Source organism: Brucella sp. NBRC 12953 (genome assembly GCF_040369775.1).
In the GTDB taxonomy this organism is placed as follows: Bacteria; Pseudomonadota; Alphaproteobacteria; order Rhizobiales; family Rhizobiaceae; genus Brucella; species Brucella pseudogrignonensis.
In genome coordinates, this window is record NZ_BAABSV010000015.1 from 1 (window position 1) to 19,965 (window position 19,965).

Sequence of the window (19,965 nt, forward strand, 5' to 3'; positions counted from 1 at the left end):
AGCCGTGGAAGACTACCACGTTGATAGGCCGGGTGTGGAAGTGCGGCAACGCATGTAGCTTACCGGTACTAATAGCTCGATCGACTTGATCACTCCCATTTACAATATCCATCGAACGAAGTTCGATGTTGAATAGCGCTCACGCCAGTTTGGCTTCGCCAAACGGCTGCGCGGGCGCGGCCTCCGGCCGGCATGCGGTCGCATGCTTATTGTTTATCAGCGCTCTATAAATGCGTTGAATTATCTGCACGAAAGACAACAGCTTCTCATATTTGTGTTCTTCGCCGACCTGGTGGTTATGGCGGAGCGGCTGCACCCGATCCCATTCCGAACTCGGCCGTGAAACGCTCCAGCGCCAATGGTACTTTGTCTTAAGACACGGGAGAGTAGGTCGCTGCCAGGTCTGCTAAGCACACAAATATCAATCATCTTCTCAAAACCATACAAAACAGACCATTCAACGCGGCAACCGCGAAAAATACCGAATATATGACTAAGTGAGAGTGGCTCGGAGCAGCCCGTTCGGTCTAAAATCGATAATCAATCGATTTTTAAACGACCTCACCTCATCAGGCCCATTCCTTGAAAAAAGGGGCCTGACTTCGCTCCCGGGCCGCAATGGTTCGCACTTAATAACGCGGGGTGGAGCAGCCCGGTAGCTCGTCAGGCTCATAACCTGAAGGCCGCAGGTTCAAATCCTGCCCCCGCAACCAGTCCATATTAATCAACAAAATCAGCCCCTTAAGGGGCTTTTTTGTTGCCCGGAATTCACCCCCAAAATCACCACCGTGGAAGCACACTGGAAGCACCGAGAATATGGCCACAGCGTAAAAACTGCGGGAATGCTTCGATTAACTGCGCCGGAGCTTCAATAGGCTTTTGTGTTGGATGTCCGACGGTAGGACACCTCGCTTCAAGAACGTCGTGCTCTGTGTATTCTTGGCTTTGAGGTCGCTTTTGTCCGCGTCGTCGCGCTTTTTCGGTTTTGTCACTGTTTTAATGTTTCGAGGGTTCTTCGCGGTTCTCGATTAGGCCGTGTAGTCGTTGGACGAAATATAAATTGACGCGTTCAATGGCGTCCACGACGGAGAAGTTGAAGTGTGTGTCGAGATCCTTTCCCGCGATCGCCAACGGTGCTTGTATCGAGAACAGGCCGTAATAGAAGACTATGTGCGCGTGGCTAGATGTGGGATCCAAGCCGCAGACCCGACCATAGTCGTTGAGAAGCATGTCGGTTCGGACAAGATCTTCCTGGATTAGGCGCCGCTTTCCGCCATCATAGGAGCCATTGCCTCGTTTGACATTGTACGAGCGTAGCGATCCTTCCTGCTCATCATAAACAATGATGTCAATGTGTATAGACCTCTCCCGGTCCCCATAGGGAAGATCCGTCAAAAGCAGAGGTTCGATGCGTTCGCTGGTGCGCGCACGGGTAAGTGACTCATGTGATAGCTTGAAATCATCTTCCGTCCAGACTCGTAGACGCGCGCATTCCTTAAGGCGCTCAAGAAGCGCCATCTCCAAAATGGCGCCATGCCGCTTGTAGGCCGAGCTTATGATCGAGGTCGCGCGTGAATATTTGCGGCCGGCGATTGGGTCTTCTCGAAAGCTTGCGCTTCCGAGCTTTTCAATCGTATCGTCGACAAAGGGTCGGAGGCGTTCAAGATAACCATCCGATTCGGATATCGCAGATGCAGCGGCTATGTGTGGCACCATGATTGTTCCTCCGAAGTCGCATTATCTACTAGTATATGCAAGGATTTGTCACTACTTTTACAAGTGAACCCTTAATAAATTAGAGATCCAGAATTAGTTGCCGGTGAGGACGAGACTGAATGGCTGGAAGTGAATTTAATCTTGAACCGAGCCCGCGGGTCTTGCCCATGTTGGGCGAGATCAATCTCGATCAGTGGCGCTGCATCGCGGAGTTGATCGACAATTCTGTTGATGGCTTTCTTAAGCAAAGTCGCGAGGACGCTCCGTTCGCAAATGCCCGCGTAGATGTGATTCTGCCCGCAGCCGACAAGGATGGCGCTACGGTACGTATCCAGGACAATGGAACGGGAATGACGGTAGAGCTCTTGGAGCAAGCCGTACGTGCGGGTTGGTCTGGGAACAATCCGATCGATAGTCTTGGCTTGTTTGGCATGGGGTTCAATATAGCTACGGCTCGTCTAGGCTCGGTAACGGAAGTCTGGACGACAAAAAAGGGTGACCTTGAATGGCATGGCCTTACAATTGATTTCGATGAACTCCGGCGTCAGCGTCATTTTCGTACGCCAAAATTGACGCGCCCCAAGGCCGATCCGGAACAGCATGGCACCGAGGTCACCATCAAGAAGTTGAAGGCCGAGCAGCGCAAGTGGCTGGTTAAAAACGCGAACCAAACTACCTTAAGAAAGCGTCTAGCCCAGGCGTACTCCGCCATGCTCCGTACGAATGGCGTACCCATTAACTTCGAACTCTACATCAATAACAAGCGTGTTGAGGCTCGTCGTCATTGTGTCTGGAACGAGGAGCGGGTCGTGCCGGGCGTTGGCGGAGCCACGACGAGCGCGATGATCCCCATCAATCATACGCTGCCAACGCGGTTTTACTGCACGAATTGCCTGACCTGGGTTCCTGAGGCCATAGAATCTGAGCCCTGCCCACTCTGCTCCGCCGACGGCTCCGTCGTTAAGCGGCAGCGGCGTATCAAAGGATGGCTTGGTATCCAGCGTTATCTGGATCAGTCGGAGTTCGGCATTGACTTCATTAGGAATGGCCGAAAAATTGAGATTTCAAACAAGGACTTGTTCTCTTGGAACGACGGTGGGGAGAGCGAGGAGCGCGAATATCCGATCGACGATCCACGAAACCGCGGTCGTATAGTAGGCGAGATTCATATAGACCACTGCCGAGTCAGCTATTCAAAGGACCGGTTCGACCGCGCGGATCCTACCTGGAGTGAGATGGTGCAACTCCTGAGAGGCGAGGGCCCCTTGCGACCGGAGAAAGCCAAGGAACTGGCCTTTCCTCCGAACGAATCTCCGTTGTTCGCATTGTTCAAGGCGTTTCGCCGCACAAGTCCCCATTCGAAGACGGCTGGCGCATACGCGCGTATTCTTATAGCCAAGGACAACAATCTGGCCATGGAAATGGCGAGTTATTTCCATGACGGTCATCCAGAGTATCAAGATGACACCAAATGGTGGGAATTGGTTGAAGCCGCCGATCGCGAATTGCTATACGGCCAAGCCGGTCAACCTGGAGCCACGGGCCAGCCAGTCGGACAACCCACGGTGTCGTCAGGCGGAAATGGAGGGCTCCCCCCCGGGATTATCGACAACCCGGCACCAGGCGCACCACCCGCACCACCAACGCCGGGTCCGGTCGCTCCTGCTCCCGGGCCCGCCGTGCCAGTACGTCGTGAAGTCGCGAGCTTGACGAGGAAGTATCATCATCAGTCCTCGGGACTGATGTGGAACGTAGTAGCCTATGAAGTCGCTTCGAATGACGCGTACTTGCCGGCTGGCGTTCCATGGGCGATCGTGCTTGGGGACGTCCCCACCAAGACGTACCATTACCTTTACAACCCGCAGCATCCGATTTTTCAATCAATCACGATGACGCCTCGAGATGGGATGTTGGCACATCTTGCCTTCATGACGGCCGATCAAACACGCAGTTCCAAGCACGCCCCGGATATAGCATCGATATTGAGCGAATTCCGATCCGCTTACGGGGATGAGAACGCTCTCGACTTCAAGGCCCTTCCAGCTGATGCTTCGGCCATCTTGGTGGATGTCGCGAGAGCGTTGGTTAATGCTTGCCCGGAAGAAGAACGCGCGTCTCTCTTCAACGACTTGTCGGTGCAAGAGCAGACCACCGTGATGCGAGCTCTCGCCGGAAAAAAGATTAAGCCTGCCGAGGCCACCATCGACGGCAGCTTCCTGCAGTCAGCCCCCTTCGACATCATCAAGACACTGGTGATCCGGTGCCCTGAGCTTTGCTTCGACGGCAAGATTTGGGACGAGCCGTACGGCGACCTTGACTATGGGGACACGGAAATCACGGAAGACGCAAGAAGGAGTGTGCTGTCGAAGTACGTGAGCCTGGTGAGCGATGCCATATGGCTTTCGAAACAGGACCTGAGCGACTTGGGATCTGCGTCCAAGGATGAGATCATTCGTGCGGTCATGTCCCTGCAACTCCTTAGACCCGATGTCGAGCCCACCTCATGATGCCCTTTCTCGATGATCGCCGCCTTCTTCGGGGTCCTTGGCAGGCATTTGAGAGGGATGTCGCGCGAATGCTCATCCACGCGGGCTTCGATGATGTGCGCGTGGTCGGTGGCAGCGGTGACAAGGGCGCCGATATTGTCGGGGTCAAAAACGGGGAAATTTGGGTCTTTCAGTGCAAGCACACGACCACGTCACCCGCGACCAAGTATGCGGTACAGGAGGTCGTTGACGCGGGCACTTTTTATCGCGCGAACCGGATGGTCGTCGCGACCTCAAGAGCGATCGGTGGAGGATTGCAGGCTGAAATAGATCGTTTCCGCCGCATTGGGATCAACGTCGAGCTCCTCGACCCGGCGAACCTAGCACTGATGGCGGCACGAGTCCCTGAATACGCGAAGTCGCGGCGAGAACTCAGGCCTTACCAACAGGATGCGGCCGCCTGCTTCCGAGAAGGGCTCACCGATACCGGTCGTGCTCAGGCGGTGCTGGCCACGGGAATGGGCAAAACAGTGGTGATGGCTGAGGTTGTCAGCGACCTTTACCGGGACGGGCTAATTCGTGACAACCGCGTCCTAGTGTTGGCGGACAAGCGTGAGCTAGTCCGCCAGCTACTGTTCGGGTTCTGGTATCAATTACCTAAGTGGATCCCGACGCACTTGCTTTCTGGAGATGAGATGCCGTCCTTTTATGACGGCATAACATTCGCTACGGTGCAGAGTGTCATTGGCCGAGTCGACGAACTCCCCAGCTTCGGCTTGGTCCTCGTCGACGAAGCTCATCATATTGGTTCGACGACATTCAGGCGAACGATAGAAGCGCTTGAGCCGCCGATGGTGGGTGGAGTCACGGCGACACCATGGCGCGGCGACGGCTTCGATATCGATGAAATCCTCGGCAAGCCGCTCGTCAGGCTCGGCATTTCCGATGGCCTAAAGAACAGATATCTCAGCGAGGTCGACTACCGTCTCCTGGCTGACAACATCGATTGGAAATTTGTGCAAGAAAGGTCTGTCCATAATTACTCGCTCAGCCAACTTAATAAGAAGCTGATAATGCCAACTCGGGATGAGGAAGCGGCGCGACAGATCGCCGTGGTCTTCAAAAATGAAAACCGATGCGGAGGCATCGTATTCTCACCCACTGTCGATCACGCGGAGAGCTTCGCGGGCGCGCTGCGAAGTTTCAGTCTTAGGGCTGAGGCCATTTCCTCCCGGCAAGACTCGCGGGAGCGTGATAGGCTTATGGCGATGTTTAGGCGCGGCGACATCGATTTACTGACCAGCGTGGACCTTTTCAATGAAGGAGTGGACGTGCCGGACGTTGATTTGATCGTGTTCATGCGCGCGACGCATAGTCGGCGGATTTTCGTTCAGCAACTAGGGCGCGGTCTCCGAATGAGCCCCGGAAAGGACAAGGTCATAGTATTGGACTTCGTGACCGACCTCCGTCGGATAGCGGAAGTGGTCGAACTTGAGAAGGCGACTTCTGGACCGTTGGAACGTTTGCCCCTTGGCCACCACTTAATCAACTTTAGGGATGCATCCGCTGGCAGCTTCATGTTCGAATGGCTGAAGGACCAAGCGGATCTCGTGCTGCGCGAAGGTGACGCCCAGCTTGAACTGCCGAAGTTCGATTTTCCCATCACGCCGCAACCCGGAGGCGTCGCATGAGCGTTCCGGATGCAGTGAAACGCGAGATCAAGGAAATGCTTTGGTCCGAGGCAGACCGGCTGAATTGGCCCTCTCTAGCGGCCTACGACAAGTCTCGTTATTACGGTATTTGGACCGAGATGGAGGATGTAGGGGGGCGACTGAGCCAATACATGGACCCTCGCAAGGTCCGTGTTTACATCAAGGATACGCTTCTGAAGCCATACACCCGGGAGGCGTCAGCTAATCATGACTTGGCTTTTCGTGTCTTGGGTATTGGAGCGGAAGCACGGTCTGTTGCCAGTTACATCAAGCCGCACGGACGGTTGCTGGATGACCATCGTCATATCGCCTGGAGTAAGGCAAGCGAGTGGAAAGCGACTCTGATGGCTCTCCATGAGCGAGCATTTCAACACGGCATCCCCTACGGGGCGGTCCTCACGCACCCCGGATCAAAGTTTTCACTAGAGGACGACAGACGCATGGTAGAAGCGGCTGCCTCGAAGCTAGGTATCGAAAGGGTTATTTGGCTCGACTGAGATGAGCTTAAACCTCATCTGCTGTTTGCTGGGCCCAGTTTCTTCGTTGGCGTGCTGCTCTTCAGTCACCTTGGGACCTTTTCAAGCGCATTTCCTTAGCAAATGGCTTGCGACGCCTTCGCCGACGATGCGGGCTAGTTCGACAGGTACGGCGTTCCCAAGCTGCCGCATCGTCTCCGTCCAAGAGCCATGGAAAAGGAAGTCATCTGGAAAAGTTTGCAGGCGCGCGCTCTCTCGTACGGTGAAGTAGCGGACCGATCCGTCCAGGTGAAGAAGCATGTTTTCACCACCAGGAACGCCGTGCACCCCCGCTTTCAATGTTTTTGCCGGTTCGTCGAGAGCGCTCCCTGTATGGCCGGGGTATGAACGTGCACCAGGTTGGAAACGATGGTTCAGAAGCTTCTCGCTCGCGATCGGATCGGATTCCGGATCAGGCAAACCCAAAAGCGCGTCGCGAGTAGTGCGCCAAGGCTTGATGGCGGTATCATTTTCCGCTGGCACGTTTGCTCTGATGACGGGGCGGTCCTTCCGGGCAACGCAATGTCGATCCCAATAATCGCCATAGACTTGATCCCAAAGCAGGGCCTCGCGGGAATGAGTTTGCAGGGGAAAATGCCAGCTCACGCATAGATCCTCCCGGAATCCGACGAAGAACACGCGCTCCCGCTTCTGTGGCACGCCATAATTCGCGGCGTTCAGGACCTGGGCGACCACCCTGTAGTTCAAGCCGCTTCTGCTACCGCTTGTGTGATGTTGTTCCAGGCGTGCGAGATGTTCCTCCCATTCTTCGTCGTGCCGGGCCTTGATGTCAGGATGCTCCAGCTGAAGCTTGATGTACTCGAAATAGTTGCGGAAGCTCGCCCGTGTCAGGCCCTTGACGTTCTCGAAGATGAAGGCTTGCGGGCTTGTTTCGCGCACAGCGCGAATTGCCTGCGGAAACATGTCCCGAGCGTCGTCATAGGCGCCATGCTTGCCGCCCATCGAAAACGGCTGGCACGGCGGGCCTCCGGAAACAAGACGGATCTTGCCCTCGTATGGCTTGAAATTGACCTTACAGACGTCGCCCTGGGTGACATTCCAATCATCGACGGCCGCGATCCCACGCTTCTTGTTCTCGCGGATGGTATCGCAGCAATAGGGATTCCATTCGACCACGTTCACGGGTCGGAATCCCGCATCGTGCAATCCAATCCCTAGCCCGCCGGCGCCCGCGAAGAGTTCAATCGATTTCATCATTCAAGAACGCCTGTATTTTACTTTCGAGTAAGGCTTCATCTTTTGTCTCGCATTCCCATGTTAGCAACATGTCCCAGCCAACGGCCTTAAGTGCTTCTTCATTCCTCCGATCCTGCGACTCGTTGATTTTCAACGTTAGAACCCAAAAGCCCTAACCTGGTTTAGGCAGGCGGACCTGCTTGCACGTCGAATCGGGAGGGCGATGCCAAAACATCCATGCACGAAAATCACTTTGTGTCGCACGGAAAATACAAGGTCGGTGGAACACGGCAGCTCGAGACGATGAAGTTGGTAGCTATAGCCCGTGGAATGAACGAGGCATCGAACTATTGTTTCGGGGCATGTGTCCTTCCCCCGGATGAGAGACAAACGCTTTGAGCACTTGGATGGGTAGGCGAGTCAATCTTGCCATGCGACTTCAACGTTATTTTCCGCGAGAACAAGTAAGCAAGATACACTTTATCGCCCTGCGAAATCGAGCATTGCCCTTGGATGCCGTCATGGGCGGGTCGATGGGTCCCTAGCTTGGGCCAAGGCTACTCGGACACGCTCGTCGGGATGGTTTTCCAACTCTTGGAATACCGTATTTAGGGCATCTGTTGACTCCAGCACGACCTTGCGGGACGGAATCTCTATTCCATGCACGAGGTTGTTCCTCAAGCGACGGACAACCGAGATCGTATCCACTGCGGGGGCGGAAAGGTCCAGGGACCGCGCGCCAACTAGCGGATCGATGTACCCGCGCTTGGTGGGAAGAAGATCCGCGCCAAGGATTCTAAACGTTCTTTCGAGCGTGATCCATGCCGAGAGGAAATCGCCGATCTTGTCGGGCCTTGACGTGGCTTGGAGCGATGGCTGTGGATAGATTTCCGGAGCCGTAAGGGTGGACTGCAAGGGTCCGTAATATGAATACAACTCGGGGCGCATCTCAAGAATAACATCCGCAATCTGATCGGACAGTGCCGGCCCGTTGGCGGCCGTCGCTGCGTCTGGAAGAAGGGGGCGCAATCTATCGGAACTGTTAAGGTCAGCCTTCCTGAGGAGCTCGTAGAGAATATCGACGCGGCCAACCTTGGGCTCTCTGCCGTCTGGCACGCTTCCCCTCATCCATTTGTGGAGGAAGGCGGCGAGTTCGTAGTGATTGTCGAATTTCGCGTCATGAGCTCCGCTTAGACGCCGCTCGACTGCCTTCTGGAGCCGTTCAAGCGCGATTTCTCCGGCGATCACCATGCCGTTCAACTCATCGAGTATGGCATGCTCCTCTTCGGAAGGCATGCCGCTTTCGGGCTTATAGACGAGATCATGTTCGACCTCGGCCCAAGAGTGCATCAGGACAGAGCCGACCTGGATCTCGATCGCTGCCGCAGCGTAAGATTTCTGGCCGTCTTCAAGGGCTGTCTCGGGCATGAATACCCGGTAGTGATCTGCGTGATATCCGTCAAACCTTTTGGAGTCCTTGCGGACCTTCGTCTTCTCGGGAAAGTTCTTCACTTTCATGACGTCGAAATGTTCATCGAGTATGGCTTTTACCTTGTCACGGTCTGCTGGGAAATAGAGGGCAATGCGAACACCTGCGAGATCGGGGATGTCGATGCGGATCTCATCATTGTTTTGATAGTTTTTATCTTTGTTTCGCTGATGCAACTTGGCCTGCAACTTATTGGGGCGCTTAGCCCGATGGCTGACGATGGCCCGCACACCTTGGGTCGCCAGCAACTGCTCGCAACGCCGGCTGCAAAGGGATGCCGCCGATTGATAGTAGTCATACTCGCGCGCATAACCATTTATAAAATCGGAAACAACTTTTGACAATCAACTCTCCCCTCGTCCCGACCCTAGCGGGCTATTCTCAAAAGATTCAAGAATAATATTTCAATACTCAGGCCTTTAAACGTTAGGGCCCTATGGTTAGATGCTATCCTACGCATAGGGGATGCGAGACGGCTATCCCCTTTCAGTAACAATTCACGGCAAGTAATAGGCTATCAAATTCGCGAAATCATTCATCAAAGATTACGACGGCGTTGTTACGACGAACATCGCCAAGACCATGACGGACCAGACATATGAAGAACTCTTCGTCAGCTATCGAGGCGTGATGTTCGGTCAAGGTCAGGTCTAAGTAAATTCAATCTGCCACGACAATGCATGCAAGAACTTCAGCGTAAAGGTGACGACCATTCAAGAGGTCGAGTGAGAAAAGCTCGGCATTCTCGGATTAAGGCGACGTAGCGTCCATCTCGTCCAGCCGGGCGATAGTTCTCGTCGGTAATATTCACCCTAACGCCTCCGCCAATTTCTCAGAAATCCTTGTCGCGGACTGCTTGATTGGATCGGCGGCAAGGTGCGCATAGCGGGCCGTGGTCTGAACCTGACTGTGACCGAGAAGCTTGCCGATCATCGGCAGGCCTTCACCGACGAGAAGTCCGCCTGATGCAAATGTGTGCCGCAGATCATGAATGCGCACGTCTTCCAGTTCGGCTGCCTTGCGAATGCGGCGCCACGGCTTTTGCATGTCGTTGAGATGGTGTCCGTCTATGTGACCGACGATGACATAGGGATTATCCTTCACTCGCGGCAGCTTTTCCGGAATGGCAACGGCGGCCTTGCCAAGATGAACCGTCTTTGCACCTGTCTTGCTGTCAGGAAGCCGAAGTTCATGCTCCTCCAGATAGACATAATCCCATTTCAGCTTCTGGATTTCCGAGGAACGGCAGCCAGTCAGAAGAAGAAGCCGGAAGGCGGCGACCGCATGGACGGTCAACTCACCATCCTTTTCCAGCGCCGTCATTGCTTCTCCCAACCGTTTCAGCTCCCGTGCTGACAAAAACCGCTCGCGCTTGTGTTCGGGATATCGTCTGATGTCTTGACACGGATTGGTATGGCGCTCCCGAATGCCCCATATTTCGGCAAGGCTCATCATTTTCGACAGAACACCAAGTGTCCGGTTTGCCTGATAGGAGATATGAGACTGGGAACTATGAAGCTCCGCCACATCGGCAGGCGTCACGGTTCGGGCACGCTTCTTTCCAAAAAACGGATTGATGAACAGTTCGACCGAACGCTTGTATTCGCTTTGCGTGGTGGGTTTGCAGCGAACGGCGACATGCTCCTTCATAAAGCGCGCGCCAAGTTCCACGACGGTAATAGACTGACGTTCCCTGTCACGATCAGCGGCAGGATCGCCATCGGCACCCCGGACATTGCCGAGCAGCCTCGTTGCTTCCTTGCGGGCTATCTCAGCGGTAATCGGTCCTAACATGCCAAGCATGACACGGCGCGATCTGCCATTCCTTCTATACTGCACCAGGAAGAAGCGTCTGCCGCTCGGCATGACACGAACACCGAAGCAGGGAAGTTCGCTGTCGAAGATGATATAATCCTTCTCCTTAACGCCAAGCTGTTCAATACTGCGCTTGGTAAGTTTTACCGCCATGGCATCCATCCTTATATCCAACCCGGTACCAATTATCCAGCGTCTTTCTCCGGCCTTCAGGTTTTGCTTTCGTGGAAGCATAGTGGAAGCGTCAGGAAGAAAGTCGTGGCGTGGCCAGTCGTGAAAAAGGATGGGATGACGGCAAAAGAAAATCAATAGAAAACCGAGGCTTATCGAACAGTAGAGAGCAAACAGAAACCCAATCGAATAATCGGAAAAACTGTCAAAATGTCACTCATAACCTGAAGGCCGCAGGTTCAAATCCTGCCCTCTCCTTGAACCTGCGATAAAGCACGACAAACTACGGTCCATTACGAATCCGGCAAATAAGCTTCTGCGCCAACCGCAATGATTTGTTCCTCGCTGAGTGCCTTGTGCCAGTACGAATATAGCACCTGGCGTTCGCTGGGCAGTTTTACATTTTGCCGAAGGATTCGATGAATTTCACGGAATGCCTTATGCTCGCAGCCACCCCAGAAAAATACATCATTCAGATTGTGCGGCCAGGAAACGGATCGAATAGCTTCAGGAAGAAGCATCATCGTTCCTGCGGGCGCGCCGTGGCGATAAAGCCACTGCATTTCGATTTTTGGCGGTTTCACAAGCGGCTGCATTTCTGATGGGCTGTCGACTTCTATAAAGGCAATGCCGATCGCATTTCTATCGATACTTTCGAGAATCCGCGCGATACCCGGCATCGCTGTCTCATCTCCGGCCAGGACATAAAATTTAGCAGGTGTTGGTCCGCCAGCGGCTGGGCCAACGATGCCGACAATATCACCCGTGGACGCGGTTAATGCCCATCGTGTCGCTGGTCCAGCGCTTTCATGCAATGCAAAGTCGATCGTAATTTCACCGCAGGCCGGATTAATTGCACGGATGGTATAGACGCGCGTATCCAGCTTTTGTTGTTTTGGCCACACAATATGGCCAGCTTCATCGAGAACCGGCCATTCCGGTGAGTGGGTATTCTTCGGCTGGAAAATCAATCGACAATGAAGCTGATCAACGCGATCAAAGCGAGCAAGGTCGTCTCCCTGAAAAACGATCCGACGCATGCGTGGGGTAAGCTGGGAAATAGCTTTGACTCGAAGTACGCGCAGATCTTCCAGGGGCGTGAACCCCGTTTCATCGCCGAGCCATTGAATATCGAGTTCTTCACTGGCGGCGATGAAAGATATTGGACCGACCAGCGCATGTTTCAGACGATTGAGTGCATGCTTGTTGGTGGTTTCGATGGAAAGAAGAAGCTGGCCCGGTTGGACCTTGATTTCTGCTGTGCCGAATACAGATATGACCAGATGATTGTCACCATGTGGGGTAACAGTCATATCGTGCGTCGAGATTGAGGTTAGGATCGGTTCCAGAAAATGCTGGATTTTGGGAAACTCGATGGTTGCTGCCGCTTTGAATAGGCGTTTTTGAGAGAGTTCGGTTTTCATCATTTAGTCCTGCAACGAAACCCACAATGGTCCGCCAAGAGGCGTTTTAAAAAATCGCCGGTTGATCTCGGAAAGGGTTGCGTCGGGATCAATGTCCGCACAGAGACCGGGGTGCAGCCATTTGGCAACCAGTTCAATGAAGATAATGTTGAGCGGTGGCACCGAAATGAGCCCCGTCCATATGCCGTGAACGCGACCGTTGCGAACGCTTGCAAGTTGCCCGAAGCCAGTTCGTTGTGTCAGCCGCTTCAATCCTTCGCGGCCTTTAACGTGATCGATCCCTGTTCCGATAGCGGGGCGTCCGCCGGAACTCCAACCGCCTCCCGAAGCAATATAGGCATCGAATGGTGTCGATAGCAGATACTCGAGTTGAAGTTTCTGATACCAAGGGGCGGTCACGCCGGGCAGTGCTTGTCCACCGCCAAGCGTGAGCAACTCTCCCCAGACCTGCTTTCCGGCAGCCCAGCAGCAATCATCCGTGGTTGATTGAACTTCCAGATAAGTCGTGACCGGTGTCGCATCTGCCAAACGGCGCTCGATCCGGTTCAGATGCTTATCGAACAATCCGATGTAATCTGCGGCCCTTGTCTCTGCATCCAGAATTTTACCCCACATTCGCACGTGGTCACGGAAACTCTCGATAATACTGTGCTTTGCTGGCTGTCCCTCATTGCTATTGCTAATCTGTTCGCTGAAGATCACGGCTATGCCTGCATTTTTCAGACGCTCAACCAAAAGGTCCTTCTCCCCCTGTGGCGCCATGAAAAGGTTCGCTACCACCAGATCTGGACACAGGCTGATCAACCCTTCGATTGAAATCGTATCCGGCGTCTGTTTGCCGACGATTTCAATTTTCTGACTTCCTTGCAACTGTTTGAGCAAGATATTGCTATCGATGCGATCTGTTGCGGCCCATCCGACGATCAGCGCGGCTGGATTTGGGTGCAGCAATGCCATGGTGACAATGTCACGTGCTTCCAGAAGAACGATGCGTTTCGGCTGTGCAGGTATCTGGACCTTACGACCTGTCATATCGGTAACAGTGCTTGATGCGGCGGAACTGGCAGGCGAAATGCCCGTCAAGGGACTCAGGACGAGGCCCGCGCAAAATGTTCGCCTGTCGATCTTCACCATTTATAATTCAATCCTACCAGCACCTGACGACCATTGCCGAACTGACAGTAAAAATCAGAACTGCAACTGGAATAGTAACCCTTGTCGAACAGGTTGGTGACATTGAGTGTTCCTTCCAGGCCTTTCAGGCTAGGTGTCTTTACGCCGAAATCGTAGCGCAAGGCGGCGTCAATCAACATATAGCCGTCCGCTTTCACCGTATTGGCATTGTCGGCATAACTTGATCCGACGAAGCGGACGCCGCCGCCAACCGATAGCCCTTCGAGCGCTCCGCCAAGGAAGGTATAATTGGCCCAGATCGAACCAAAATACTCCGGCACCGCCTGCGGACGCTTGTCGGTATTGGCAGCAACCGCCGTCTCTGTCACTTTCGTGTCGAGCATGGTGAGAGCTGCGATTAGTTCGAGATTGGCTGTAAGGTTGCCTCTGGCTTCGAATTCCAACCCACGGGAGCGAATTTCACCTTCCTGAACGCTGAAGCCGATCGTATCGGGAACAAGCGCATTTCTCTGTCGGATGTCGAATGCCGAAAAGGTAAACAAGGCATCAAGACCTGTGGGCTGGTATTTGAGGCCGGCTTCATATTGCTGCGCCTTGCTGGGGATGAATGGTGCGCCGCTGGCATCAACGCCAATGACCGGCTCGAACGATGTTGAATAGCTTACATAAGGCGCAAGGCCGTTCTCGAAGAGATAAAGCAGACCCCCTCTATAGCTCGTCGCTTCACTTGACTGATCCGAATAGGTTCCTGCCAGACGGTTATCGGTGTTCTGTTCGGTCCAGTCGTGACGAATGCCCAATACTGCGTGGAAGCCACCGAAGTTCAGTTGATCCTGAACATATATGCCTGTCTGCTTGAGCTTTTGGCCGCTGTCGATAATGGTGGCCAGCGGTCCGATTGGCTGACCGTAAACGGGTTTTGTAACATCCAGCGACGGTGCTAATCCAAAACGGTATTCCCAGTCACTCTTTGAATTCTGATAGTCTATACCAGCAAGAACTTTATGCTGCAGTGCACCTGTATCGAAGTCGAACTGCATCTGATTATCGAATGAAATCCCGTGGACGTCTTCAATCGAGCGCAGTGCCTGACGCGGTATCAATCCGTTTGTGTCAATAGCGCCCATCATCTGGAGAGACTGAAAATCAGTGTCGACGTGGGAATATCTCAGGTTCGACCGTACTGCCACTGTATCGTTGAAGCGATGTTCAAAACTATAGCCAATGCCATATTGCTCCCTCGTGAAAGAATCAAAATTTGGATCGCCAATATTCAGCTTGCGATCCAGATAGTGGCGATAGTCAAGGGGAGCGAGAAAACGCGGATAAAGTGAGTTGAAGTATCCGCCTTCCGGGTCTTTCTGATAATATCCCGAGATGGTCAGGCTCGTATCAGCATCGGGTTGCCATCTAAGGGAAGGGGCGATGCCAAACCGCTTTTCATCCACATCGTCGTAGCGGGTTTCGGCGCGCCGACCGATCATACTGATCCCATATTGCAGGCTGCCATCTTCGCTAAGTGCTCCTCGCGAAGTCAGCCCAGTCTGGACCCCGCTATCAGTTCCGCCCTGAATACGAACCTCATTATAAGGCTGTGCAGAGGGAAGCCTGCTGATCTGGTTGACCAGTCCACCGGGGCTGATTTGTCCATAAAGAAGGCCTGAAGGTCCCTTCAACACATCGATACGATCAAGCAAAAATGGATCAATGGATGTTTGAGCGAATGCCTGTCCGCGCGGGAGTTTCAGGCCGTCGAGATAGCTCACGTAATTGGTGGTGGTTCCGAAGCTGCCAAATCCGCGAAGAAAGATGGAATCATAGCGCGTGTTGGAATCCCCGTCAGAAAGCACACCGGCAGTATAACGCAGGGCTTCACTGACCGTTTGCGGATTTTGATCATCCAGCTGTCGCCGCGTGATTGTCGATACGGACTGGGGTGTTTGCAGCAATGCTGTATCGGTTTTGGTCGAGGATAGGCTCTTTTGAAGCAGAATAGTATCTCGTGTGTCGGCTCTGGTCTCTCCTTCCACCACGATTGTTTCAAGCTGCGTTGCCGCTTCCTGTGCAATCGCTGAACTCGCAAGGGTCAAAAGGCTGCTGGTGCCAAGAAGAATGAGACTTCGTATCCTTATAGCCATTGCGACACTTCCTGTCTTTATAACCAGTTTCTAATCGCTGTAACTAAACGGGACGAATACGTCCAGTTATAATTTATGACATTTGTACTCATATTTATTTTTGTTGCAAGCTAGCAACGGTACGGTTGCGTTTGGTTTTTGCATCGATATAAAGTCTCGAAGAAGATCGACCATTGGCAGATCCCCAACCGTCAAAGGCAGGACGATGGCCCCGCATTCAATTAAGAAGCCAGACAAAGAGGCTTTGCCGGAAACAGGTTCTACCGGGAGGCAGCAGTCTGGTCGTGGCAGATCAAAAGGTGGACGACCTTCAAGGCAGGCCCTTGAGGAGCTCAATCGCCGTATCCTTGACACTGCAACTGGATTATTTGCCTCTCAAGGATTTGCAGCAACGTCCATGGAGCAGGTCGCTTTGGCTTGTAACGCGGGCAAGGATACAATCTATCGCCGCTATCCTTCCAAAGCGGCTCTTTTCGCTGCATTGATGCAGGGTTTGCAATCGCAGGTTCTCGACGAGCTTGACGCCTTGATGGCAAGGGAAGGGACGTCGCTTGAACGCCTCCGGCTTTATGCTCGCGCACTGCTCGCAATTAATCTGCGACCGCAGATGGTCGCGCTCAATCGCGTTGCCTTGGGCGAGGCCGTGGGGTTGGGAGGCGTGCAGCCGACACCTGTGGCACAGGATCCGATTATGGCGAGGTTCGCATCATTGATCGTTGAAGCGCAGGTCGATCACCTTATTGCAAAAGGAGATCCGTTATTTATCGCCGAGCAACTTCTCTACGCGACGTCGATCAAGCCGCTAATCTCCACTATGCTTGGCGAGGGCCGTTTCTCTGATACAGCCGAGGAAGAAAGATATTTCGATCAGGCTTGGCAGTTGTTCATGCAGGGTGGGCAAGCGAACATTTGACGTAAATATGCAAGCTATAAAGCGGTATTGTGCATGCCGGTGAACGCCGTTTGAAAGGTGCGGCTGAAATAACGATGCTTCTGGATGGGTCCTTTCGAAAGCAAAATTTCAGCGCATATATTTGCTTGGCAGCACGCCCTTTTCCTCGCGAAAGATCTTGCTGAAATGGCTCAGATTGTCAAAGCCGACCGTATAGGCGGCTTCGGTGACGCTTGAACCTGCTGCAAGCAGCGTTGCCGCCGCCTCAAGCCGGATAGCACGCAAATGCGCATGGACCGATCTCCCGATCGTAAGGCGGAATCCTTCCTTCAGCCGCCTTTCGTTCAGACCGATCTCTCGTGCCAGCCGGGGGATGGTCCAGTCGTCGCTGTAGTGGTTTTTAATCAGCTCCAGCGCATTGTTTAAGCGCTGCATTTCCTCGTCGCTTAATGGTTTGAGCGGTGTTTCGGATCGATTACGCGCCATTGCATCGATGCTGATGCTGAGCGCTTCGATAGATTTGCTGTAAAGATGCAGAAGACGTGCAAGGCCTTCCTCGAAACGGCATTGTATAAGGCTGGTCGCGGCTGCGATCAATTCAGGCGGAGCCTTGAAGCCGACGAGAAAAATGTCCTGTTCCGGCAGGCTGTGCTCGGTCAGGACTGCTCCACCCAATTGTGCCAGTGAGACGCCACCCAGCTTTTCGAGTAGTGGCGGCTCGAAACGAATGTCGACCACACGCAGGCGGCGTCCTGCCTGGATGCGGTTTTCACCACGGGTGGTGCGCTTGCAGGCAAAGAGCACGGCAGTACCGGATGCGATCTCGAAAGGAGTTGCGCCATCGACCGACAATGTTCCCGCACCATCGAGAAAGACCGAGAGCGAGAAGGTTGCCGGACCTTCCGGGTGAAAAACCATGTCCTGAGTGGGCATCACATCGATCATGAAGACGGTGACATCCGTGTCGGGCTGCTCGACTGTCGTGTATGCGCGCCAGCCGAGCTGATCGATTTCGCCATCAACGACGTCACGCCAGCTTTCCGGCTGCATGGTCTGGCTTTTTGGCGTGGAAAGCGGATTTGAAGTGTCAGGCAAGGTCATGTGTTTGTTGCGCTCGCAGAATTAGTCCCGTTTCCGTCAATCGTGGTTCGGAAAACGTTAGCCCATCTGTCGAATAAGTGGAATATGGCTATCAAGTTTTAATGCGATTGTGCGGTGTGGGTCGACATGCTTGATATGCGAAAGATACTTTTGGCAAGTTCTGTATGCCTATGGGCTCTGGGAGCGAGCTACGTTCAGGCCGAGGAAAACAAGGGAATTGTCCTCGATACGATCACTGTCACGGCTTCAAAGCGTGAGCAGGCGCTTGACAAGATCGACGGGTCGGTATCGGCCGTCACCGGCGAACAGCTAGAGCAGCGCGGCATACGAACAGTCGAGGATTTGCAGAAAGTGTTTCCGGGATTGAGCATCGCCAATCGCGGCAACCGCATCTATTCCAATTTCACCGTTCGCGGCCAGTCGTCGCCGGATTATTTCAATCCAACTGTGCAAGTCTATGTTGATGGTGCACCGCAATTGCCGTCGACCTTCTCGCAACCTGTGGTGGATGTGGAGCGTGTCGAGCTTTTGCGCGGGCCGCAGGGCACGCTTTATGGTGCCAACGCCTATGGCGGCGTTATCAACATCATCACGAAGAAGAACAATCGCAACCGTTTCTATGTGCAGACGAATATTTCTGCGCAGGAACCTTCTGTCGAGATCGGCGGTACACTGGTTCTCTCCAAAGATACTCTGTTTCTCGATTATGCCGGTACATTCGAGCATTTCTCCGGCGACATGGATGACCGGGCGACGGGCGACGACAATATCAACACATCTGATAATGGTTTCGGCCGCGCCACGCTGCGCTATGCGCCGACGGGTGGTGATTTCGATGCGTCACTTAGCTTTTCGCGTGAATGGTTGCGTTCGCATGAAGAGGTCTATGCTTTCCAGCAGGATGTTGACGACCGCATTTACGACAGCAGCCTCTATGGTGAGTTGCCGACCCTGAAGCGAAAGGTCACCAATCTTTCGGGACAGTTGAATTATCGTTTCGGCGATTTCACGCTTTCCAGCATCTCCGCCTATCAGGAGAGCGACGTGATGCGCAATTTCTCGTCCGGCGCCGGTTCGCGCTATTTCTGGCCGCAGAACGACAAGCAGTTCACGCAAGAAGTGCGTCTGTCCTACGATAGCGTCATTTTCAGCGGTGTCGCGGGACTATGGTACAGTCATGACGATTTCACTGGCACCAAAAGCGGCATTGTCGGTTATTATGGCGAAGCGAAGAACAATGTCGTCAGTGACAGTGCTGCCGCATTCGGAGAACTGACGTGGCACGCGACCGACAGGCTTGACCTCACTGGCGGCCTGCGCGCAACCTATGACCGTTCGCGCATCGACGCCGAGCGCACTGATACATATGGGACTGGCTACGGTTTCGATTTCGACAACAAGGCGCATTTCACCAGCCTTCAGCCAAAGGTGGCCATCGGTTACGAAGTGGCGCCGGACGTTCGTCTCTTCGGTGTGGTGTCGCGTGGCTACAAGCCGGGCGGCTTCAACCACAGCATTTCGTCGGACATTGATGCGGCCCCTTATGAAGCCGAATCCGCTTGGAACTTTGAGGCAGGCGTGAAATCGACGCTGCTGGGTGGCGCGGTTGATGTTTCAGCCTCGCTCTATCATATCCGCTCGACAGACAAGCAGATCTATGTCGGTATGATTGGTCAGCAATTCATCCGCAACGCGGGTGAGGCTTCCAGCACCGGCATCGAAATCGAAGGCACATGGCGGGCAACCCAGCGCCTGACATTGACCGGAAACGCCGCATTCGGGCGTTCGGAATTTACCGATTTCACCGATCCCTATACAAGCATCAGCTACGACGGCAACCGCGTTCCCTATGCCCCAGACATTACCGCTCATGTTAACGTGGCCTATGTGTTGAGCGAGGATATTCTGGACGGAACGCTGACGGCCAATGGTGCGGTCAATTATGCCTCGAAAGTCTATTTTGATGAGGCGAACAGCACGGGTCAGGACGGTTTTGCTACCGTGGATGCAAGTCTCGATTTCGCAAATGCGTCTGGCTTCAAGGCGCAGCTCTATGTGCAGAATATCGCCGACAAGAGCTACAAGACTTCCGGTTATGTGAATGGTCCCTATGAATTGGGCACCCTCGGTAAGGGGCGCACTTTCGGCCTGACGCTTCGCAAGGATTTCTGAAGT

At 53.7% G+C, this 19,965-nt stretch carries 13 protein-coding genes, 1 tRNA gene, 2 rRNA genes and 1 pseudogene; 8 read left to right on the forward strand and 9 right to left on the reverse strand.

All coding sequences use genetic code 11. The features are described 5' to 3' along the window. From ABWV94_RS22635 to ABWV94_RS22645, 3 genes are all read left to right on the forward strand, one after another. Window positions 1-93, forward strand: a 23S ribosomal RNA gene (locus ABWV94_RS22635); the annotation flags it as partial. 195 nt (window positions 94-288) lie between these two features. After that, a 5S ribosomal RNA gene (gene rrf, locus ABWV94_RS22640) occupies window positions 289-403 on the forward strand. A 233-nt stretch (window positions 404-636) separates the two neighbouring features. Further along, a tRNA-Met gene (locus tag ABWV94_RS22645) sits at window positions 637-713 on the forward strand. A gap of 283 nt (window positions 714-996) precedes the next feature. On the opposite strand, the gene ABWV94_RS22650 is transcribed toward ABWV94_RS22645, so the two are convergent. Further along, window positions 997-1,716: a hypothetical protein gene (locus ABWV94_RS22650; RefSeq protein WP_353415448.1), complete on the reverse strand. Its 720-nt coding sequence runs from the start codon at window positions 1,714-1,716 to the stop codon at window positions 997-999. Window positions 1,717-1,835: 119 nt separating this feature from the next. On the opposite strand from ABWV94_RS22650, the gene ABWV94_RS22655 reads away from it, so the two are divergent. From ABWV94_RS22655 to ABWV94_RS22665, 3 genes are read left to right on the forward strand one after another with little or no spacing between them, the layout of a single operon-like run. Then, window positions 1,836-4,223, forward strand: coding sequence for an ATP-binding protein (locus tag ABWV94_RS22655; RefSeq protein ID WP_353415449.1), 2,388 nt, complete (start codon window positions 1,836-1,838; stop codon window positions 4,221-4,223). Continuing rightward, window positions 4,223-5,893: a DEAD/DEAH box helicase family protein gene (locus ABWV94_RS22660; protein WP_353415495.1), complete on the forward strand. Its 1,671-nt coding sequence runs from the start codon at window positions 4,223-4,225 to the stop codon at window positions 5,891-5,893. The genes ABWV94_RS22655 and ABWV94_RS22660 overlap by 1 nt, the downstream gene beginning before the upstream one ends. Beyond that, window positions 5,890-6,411, forward strand: coding sequence for a hypothetical protein (locus ABWV94_RS22665; RefSeq protein WP_353415450.1), 522 nt, complete (start codon window positions 5,890-5,892; stop codon window positions 6,409-6,411). The genes ABWV94_RS22660 and ABWV94_RS22665 overlap by 4 nt, the downstream gene beginning before the upstream one ends. Before the next feature lie 81 nt (window positions 6,412-6,492). On the opposite strand, the gene ABWV94_RS22670 is transcribed toward ABWV94_RS22665, so the two are convergent. The 7 genes and pseudogenes from ABWV94_RS22670 to ABWV94_RS22700 all read right to left on the reverse strand — a co-directional run bounded on the left by ABWV94_RS22670 (window position 6,493) and on the right by ABWV94_RS22700 (window position 15,797). Continuing rightward, window positions 6,493-7,647 carry a DNA cytosine methyltransferase gene (locus ABWV94_RS22670; protein WP_353415451.1) on the reverse strand — a complete coding sequence of 385 codons (1,155 nt, stop codon included), beginning with the start codon at window positions 7,645-7,647 and terminating at the stop codon, window positions 6,493-6,495. Window positions 7,648-7,782: 135 nt separating this feature from the next. Then, window positions 7,783-8,025, reverse strand: a pseudogene (locus ABWV94_RS22675) (hypothetical protein); the annotation flags it as partial. Between the two features lie 120 nt (window positions 8,026-8,145). Beyond that, complete coding sequence (locus tag ABWV94_RS22680; protein ID WP_353415452.1) at window positions 8,146-9,459, reverse strand: GTP pyrophosphokinase; 1,314 nt, start codon at window positions 9,457-9,459, stop codon at window positions 8,146-8,148. A gap of 463 nt (window positions 9,460-9,922) precedes the next feature. Beyond that, the gene (locus ABWV94_RS22685) at window positions 9,923-11,083 is read right to left on the reverse strand and encodes a tyrosine-type recombinase/integrase (RefSeq protein ID WP_353415453.1); all 1,161 of its coding nucleotides are present in this window, start codon (window positions 11,081-11,083) and stop codon (window positions 9,923-9,925) included. 311 nt (window positions 11,084-11,394) lie between these two features. Then, complete coding sequence (locus ABWV94_RS22690; protein ID WP_353415454.1) at window positions 11,395-12,525, reverse strand: siderophore-interacting protein; 1,131 nt, start codon at window positions 12,523-12,525, stop codon at window positions 11,395-11,397. A gap of 3 nt (window positions 12,526-12,528) precedes the next feature. Further along, complete coding sequence (locus tag ABWV94_RS22695; RefSeq protein ID WP_353415455.1) at window positions 12,529-13,659, reverse strand: ABC transporter substrate-binding protein; 1,131 nt, start codon at window positions 13,657-13,659, stop codon at window positions 12,529-12,531. Beyond that, a complete protein-coding gene (locus tag ABWV94_RS22700) occupies window positions 13,653-15,797 on the reverse strand; it encodes a TonB-dependent siderophore receptor (protein ID WP_353415457.1) in 2,145 nt (714 codons plus the stop codon). The genes ABWV94_RS22695 and ABWV94_RS22700 overlap by 7 nt, the downstream gene beginning before the upstream one ends. A gap of 205 nt (window positions 15,798-16,002) precedes the next feature. Here ABWV94_RS22700 and ABWV94_RS22705 point away from each other — a divergent pair, with 205 nt between their 5' ends. Beyond that, complete coding sequence (locus ABWV94_RS22705; RefSeq protein WP_353415458.1) at window positions 16,003-16,710, forward strand: TetR/AcrR family transcriptional regulator; 708 nt, start codon at window positions 16,003-16,005, stop codon at window positions 16,708-16,710. 108 nt (window positions 16,711-16,818) lie between these two features. On the opposite strand, the gene ABWV94_RS22710 is transcribed toward ABWV94_RS22705, so the two are convergent. After that, window positions 16,819-17,790 carry a helix-turn-helix transcriptional regulator gene (locus ABWV94_RS22710; protein ID WP_353415459.1) on the reverse strand — a complete coding sequence of 324 codons (972 nt, stop codon included), beginning with the start codon at window positions 17,788-17,790 and terminating at the stop codon, window positions 16,819-16,821. A 126-nt stretch (window positions 17,791-17,916) separates the two neighbouring features. On the opposite strand from ABWV94_RS22710, the gene ABWV94_RS22715 reads away from it, so the two are divergent. Further along, window positions 17,917-19,962 (forward strand): TonB-dependent receptor, encoded by a 2,046-nt coding sequence (locus ABWV94_RS22715; protein ID WP_353415460.1) that lies wholly within the window; start codon window positions 17,917-17,919, stop codon window positions 19,960-19,962. Window positions 19,963-19,965 lie beyond the last annotated feature (3 nt).